Here is a 5,862-nt window from a genome sequence, read left to right on the forward strand (position 1 = left end):
CTTGATTGTCGCGCATTCTCACCCTGATTGTCGCGCGACAGATCGACCTGAACATTCATGCCCTCGTTTCGGGCGCCAGGAACGAGGCCCTGCAGGAGCATAACAAATGTCGAGAAGAAAATCGCAAGGCATCTACCAGCGCGGCCCGTATTGGCTCGACCTCGACCGGCGGGGCGACGGGACCGCGCGCAGCCCTAACTATTATATCTTCTGGTATGACCCAGGGCGCGGACGCACAGTCAGCGCTTCAACGGGCACGGCGGATGTCGCAGCCGCGCAGCAAGCGCTAGACGTATATTACCTCAGAGAAACCGGTGGCCGGCCAATCTGCCCTTCCTGTGGTCAGCCCTTGCCGGAAAGCCACGGCAAGCTCGTCCTGGATGCAATCGCCGACTATTTGACGGTGGTCGCGCCAGATCGTGTGTCTGAAGAGGCGATACGGGCCCGACTGGCGCATGTGGTTCATTACATCGAAGGGATGGCAAACCCATCTGTTCCCTGCAGCGCCATCAACGAACATTGGATCGATCAGTTTCGAAAGGCCATGGCGGCGGTGCCCATTGCCAACACCCGGAAGGACGGCACGCTGGGGAATGCTCGCAAGCGGAGTCCATCAACGATCGAGAACAGCGTCATCCAGCTGGCGGCCGTAATCAAGTACGCAACGGGCAACGCCCCGGCCTTTCGCCCAGTTCAAACCACCAAGCTGAATCGCTCACCTACCTATCGCGCCTCCATCGCAGATCTTGCAGCCATGTTGCGGTGGTGCATCGAAGGCGGCGTTCGCTACGATCCGCTTCGGCGGTTCATTATCCTTTCGATCGCCACCGGCGCCCGTCCGGACGCGGTCCACGACTTCTCGACTGACCCGGGCCGACAACAATGGCTGCGGTCACACAATCTCATCGACCTGAATCCCAAGGGTCGCCAGCAGACCAAAAAGCACCGCCCGATCATCCGCTGCCCCCAGCAGCTGGTCGAGAGCCTGAACGCAACCACGGGGCATTTTGTGTCTTCTGCGCGAGGCAGCGTGGCGAGCGTCAAGTCAGCATGGCGGACGATGATGGACGCCTTGGCACTGCCGTCGCACGGGACAAAGGACATCCGTCGTTCGGTCGCTGTGCTGATGCGGCAGCGGAAAGTGCCGGCACACGAGATTGAGATGCAGCTCGGCCATCAAACGCTTGATCCCACAACATCAATCTACGCCCCGTACGATCCTGACTATCTGGTGCATGCCACCAAGGTGATCGAGGACATCATGGATGAGCTGTCCACGCTGGCGCCTGGATATCTTGAATTCGCATAAATGCGGCAACTGACTTCACGCGCGTCCGGCAGAAGCCCCGCACCACAGGCGACATTCTCCGGCCCAGGCTCACCTCACCAACTTATCGATGAAGCCGAGTGTGGTCGCGTTCTCGATCAATGTTCGAACCTTCGCGCGCTCAAGCCCCACAGCTACCTCGGCGTCGATCTCGAGCTTGATGGAGACGTCGGCGCCCGGCAGCGTCGTCAGCTGCTCGATGATCGCTTCGACGATCTGATGAATGTCACGCGCTGGCCGCTCGGGCGAGATCATCACCGTTCCGTGAAAACGCGTTGGTTTCGGCTCAACTGGCGGCGGCGCGGGTATGCCGGCGGGCGGATTCGGCACAGGGCCGGGCTCGCCACCAGGGGTTGGCGTGCCAACGGGTGGCGGCGCCCCAGCTGCGGCTAACTTGCGCAGATGTTGTTCGACAACGGCCGGCTTGATGATGATGGCTTCGTCATCGATCACCACCTGGGTGCCGGTCGCGCCAGACACGGCGAGGCCAACGTAAGTCTCTTTGGCCTCATCCCACCGCTCGGCATAGGCAAAGGGCCCGGGCAACATCCCGGCCACTGCCGCGTGGACCGCCTTCTGCAGCACGGCGCGGTTCTTGACGCGAGGAAGATAGGTGTAGCGGTTCAGATATTCCCACAGGTCTTTGAGGTGCAGGTGCGGTTTGCCGTTCCAGATATACTTCTCGAGCTGGCGGTTGAGGTTGTCGGGACCGAGCTCGGGCCAGATGCCCTGATCACTCACCAGCTTCTTGCTGGCGCGCGCCAGAAGACCGTCTTGCGCCGGCACCTTCGCGGCCATCCACTCCACGTCCTGCTGTGCGCTCTCCTGGATCGGGTAGAGCAGATAGCACCACGCCTCCTTGAGTCGCGTCTTGAGCGTCTCGCCTGCTTCTTTGAGCTTAGCTTCCGCCAAGGCAAAGTCGCTTTGCGTCAGGTTGAGCCGGTTCTTCTCGCGAACGATTTCACCCCAAGCCAGCGCCGCGCGCTGTGCCGCCTTCAGATTGTCGAGCTGGCGCTCTTCAGCCGCAAGGAACACCAGCATGTTGCGATACACGCGCGGCGTGCTGCCCCGCTGCATCAGGATATCCTTGGCTTCCGTCAGCGCTTCCGAACGGTCACGGCCATTGTGGGAATGCTTGATGCCCAGCACCACCGCTCGAACGCCACCTGCTTCGTCCGGCACGTCGGCTGAACCACCCGGTGCCGCTTGCACCGTATCAAAATGCCCACGATCTGCGAGGCCGTTGATGTAGGTGACGAGCGCCTTGTCGATCTCGTGAAGGACCAGCGCTTCCTCAAATTGCGCCCCGCGATCGGCGGCCAGACGGTTGAGGCTGGCTGACATCGAATACCAATATCGGCCAAGATCGCCGTGCATGAACTTGGCCTGGTTCGCGAGCCGCCGCAGCGCATCACCAAAGATCGCCGGCCGCTCGCCGGGCTGCACCACCCCCAGGTTGATCTGCTTGTCGTCGAGTCCCTTGTTCTCTTGCCCGTGGGTCGGCGCAGTACCCATGAACACGGCGCGCGCCACCCGCCTTGTTGCCGAGTATCGGTTCAGGTTCGGGGCCGACTGATCGATCTTATAGGGGGTGGAGGTCACGCCATCCACATCGCCAGCGATGATCGATTGCCAACTGGTGTCGAGATAATGCAGCAGCTCGGGCTCCACCCGGGCCGAGTTGATCGCCACGCTGCCCGGCATGATCATGACCGACGGGTCATTGCCCATCCAGAGCTCGTGGATCACCTGCGCCATAAGGCGCAGCACGCCGCGGGTGCGCTGGAATTTCTCGAGCGAGCCCCAGCTGGTGTAGAGCTGATCGAACAGCTCCGGGTGGATCGGATAGGCCTTCTCCAGCTTGCGCCGGTAATCCTCGTCCGAGCAGCCATTGGGGAAGTCGTTGCTGTTCTCACGGTACAGCTTGGCGAACTGCTTCAGCGTATTGTCCCGATGGTGGAACTTGTCGCCCGGGATTTCCTTGAACAGCCGACGCCGCACGATCTCATAGCTCTCCTCCTGGCTGGCTGGCCGCCACGAGGATTCCACCCGGCTGAAGGTCTGCTTCAGGCGCGCCAGCGCCTCCTGGCCACCTTCGCCGCCCACTTCAATCTGCGATGCCGGCAGCGAGGCCACCAGCAGCACGCCCGGGCAGGCCTTCACCGCCTCGGTAAGAGCCTGCACAAAGCTAAGGTTCGCATCGAAGGACCCCGACGGCAGCCCATCCACCTTGTAGATCTGCCGCAGATAGGCGACCCACTCGTCGATCAGGATCAGCGCTGGCGCAAAGCGTTTGAACAGCGCCTCCAGCAGGTTGGAACCGGGCGCGATGCCATTGGCATCATTGTCGGCCACCATCGCAAAGCCTTCAGCCTTGCCCAGCTGCCAGGCCAGTTCGCCCCATGTGGTGCGGATCTTCAACCCGCCCTCCACGCTCAACACATCCTGCGGCCCGCGCGACGTGCCCACCAGAACCGCCCGGTTGACCGACTGCGGCACCTTCAGCCCAGCCTCGCGCAGCAGTTGGTCAAGGCCGGGCAGATCATCCGCCGGCGTGCCACCTGCCATGTGATACAGCGCCAGCATCGAGTGGGTCTTGCCACCGCCGAAATTGGTCTGCAGCTCGACCACCGGGTCGCCGCCACCGCCACCCAGCCGGCGGGCGGCCCCGAGCAGCAAGGTGCTGAGGCCTTCTGTCAGATAGGTGCGGGCGAAGAATTCACGTGGGTTGCGATATTCGGTGGGCGCGCTGCCATTGTGCACCTTGGCAAGGTCTGCGGCGAATTCGGCTTGCTGGAACTCACCGGTGGCCACATCGCGATGAGGCTCGACCACTTCGCGCCAGGGCAGCAGGCCGCCCTGGGCTTCTACCGAGATGTCCAGCCGCGACGTCTTGCGGCGCTCCTCGTTGCGCTGCAGCTCGGTGAATTTGGTGCGCAGGATGGTGTCGCGCATGCGGCCCAGTTCCGTTGCCGCATCGCCAGCGCTGATCGCCTCCATCAGCCGCCGCATGCTGTCCAGCGCGCGTTCGGCATCGTCATAGGTGAATGTCTCGTTGTGGGAGAGCTTGTTGCGGACCTCCAGCAACTCGCCCACATAGGATCGTTCAGAATGGCCCAGCACGGAACGGAAGGCCTCGTTCCAATAGACGATCATTGCCTTCAGCAGGCCCTGCTGATCCCAGCCGACATTGCCCTGGCTGTTCGGCCGCAGGCCCAGCCGTTCGGCCACGGCAACCTGCCAATGGCCGGTCAGGGCGTTCTCAAGCCGGCGTTCGACGAATGGGGTCAGGGCTCCGGGCAACAGCTCCATGCCCTCGAACACATATTGGCGGGTGGATTTGGCCATTGTTGCTCCTGGTCACTCATTCAAGCCGCAGCGGACGTCAGTCTCGCGGCAGCCAGCCTTTGCTGTTGCGGTGGGGCAGTTCAATGCCCTTTGCCTGGGCGTGCGCGACGATTTTCTGTTCCAGATGGGGCGCCCAGCCATCCCAGTTTGCCATGTAGCAGGTGTCGCAAACCGTGATCCGATAACGAGAGATGTGCCGCCCATGATAGGCGTTCATTCCAAAGGCAAAGCTGGCACCGCAGCAAAAGCAGCTCTGCTTCACCTGGTACTCGTCACCTGCGGCCATCTCAAAGCTCCATGCGCATCTGCCGGTTGCGGTCTTGCAGCGACACCGTGGCGGCCATCTGGCTGAGCTCGGACCAGTCGGCGATCAGGGCGTTGTAGGGCGTGGCCTCGGCGGCCTCGCGGCGCTTGTTGGCGGCGATGTCATAGAGGCAATAGGCCAGATCCTTCACCGCTTCGGCCTGCGGGCCCAGCCGCTTCAGCAGGGCAGCGCTGTCGTGCGACAGGCCCTCCTTCTCATGCAGGCGCACCAGATGCTGCAGACATTCCCAGATGGTCAGATGGCCATCCTCCTCCGGTGCCCAGTCTGGATCGAGCTCGTCGCGCTTCAGCAGGCGCACCTTGCCGGCCGCGCTGTCCACGATGCCGGCGTGCTTCACGTTCTCCACCGAAATGCCGCGGGCGCGGGCCAGATTGTCGGCCACGCCATAATCGCCCTTGGCCATGCCGTTTTGCTCGAACCAGCTGATGGCAAAACGGGTATCGGCATCAAACTCGCCCTGGATGCCGCCCAGATATTCGTCGAGCTCGGCATTGATCAGCTGCAGCGCGGTCTTGACCGTCATCGCGCTGTCGTCCGCCTCCAGCACGGCCCTGTAGCGCGAGAAGACGCCCATGCCGGGGCCGATTGCCGATTGCGGCATGTCGGCCGGAGCGATGTTGGCGGCCTGAAGCTCGGCGATGGCCGGGGGCAGTTCGCGCTTGAGGGCGCGGATGAACTCGGCCCGGGGGATGACCTCGGCCGAGGTCTCCTTCTTGCGGCAAACGAGGACGACCGAGTTGGCGAGGGCGTTACTCTCCTGCCCCCTCATTCGGTTCGCAAGCTCTGTTCGCATCGGCCAGGTACTTACGACTGAATACCCGGCGTCTAGCCCGCCTTATTCATGAGCCTTCCTGTCAGGGCG

4 protein-coding genes are annotated in these 5,862 nt (G+C 62.6%); 1 reads left to right on the plus strand and 3 read right to left on the minus strand.

Annotation, left to right across the window (positions count from 1 at the left end):
- Positions 1 to 106: 106 nt before the first annotated feature.
- Positions 107 to 1,309: a hypothetical protein gene (locus CHU93_RS17210; RefSeq protein ID WP_133064256.1), complete on the plus strand. Its 1,203-nt coding sequence runs from the start codon at positions 107 to 109 to the stop codon at positions 1,307 to 1,309.
- Positions 1,310 to 1,378: 69 nt separating this feature from the next.
- On the opposite strand, the gene CHU93_RS00700 is transcribed toward CHU93_RS17210, so the two are convergent.
- The 3 genes from CHU93_RS00700 to CHU93_RS00710 are packed head-to-tail and all read right to left on the minus strand — an operon-like array spanning position 1,379 to position 5,769.
- Entirely contained in the window at positions 1,379 to 4,675 is a 3,297-nt protein-coding gene (locus CHU93_RS00700; protein ID WP_094472303.1) for a DUF499 domain-containing protein, read from the minus strand.
- Positions 4,676 to 4,712: 37 nt separating this feature from the next.
- The gene (locus tag CHU93_RS00705) at positions 4,713 to 4,961 is read right to left on the minus strand and encodes a hypothetical protein (protein WP_094472304.1); all 249 of its coding nucleotides are present in this window, start codon (positions 4,959 to 4,961) and stop codon (positions 4,713 to 4,715) included.
- A 1-nt stretch (position 4,962) separates the two neighbouring features.
- Positions 4,963 to 5,769 carry a hypothetical protein gene (locus tag CHU93_RS00710; protein WP_243375029.1) on the minus strand — a complete coding sequence of 269 codons (807 nt, stop codon included), beginning with the start codon at positions 5,767 to 5,769 and terminating at the stop codon, positions 4,963 to 4,965.
- Positions 5,770 to 5,862 lie beyond the last annotated feature (93 nt).

Source organism: Sandarakinorhabdus cyanobacteriorum (assembly GCF_002251755.1).
GTDB lineage: Bacteria > Pseudomonadota > Alphaproteobacteria > Sphingomonadales > Sphingomonadaceae > Sandarakinorhabdus > Sandarakinorhabdus cyanobacteriorum.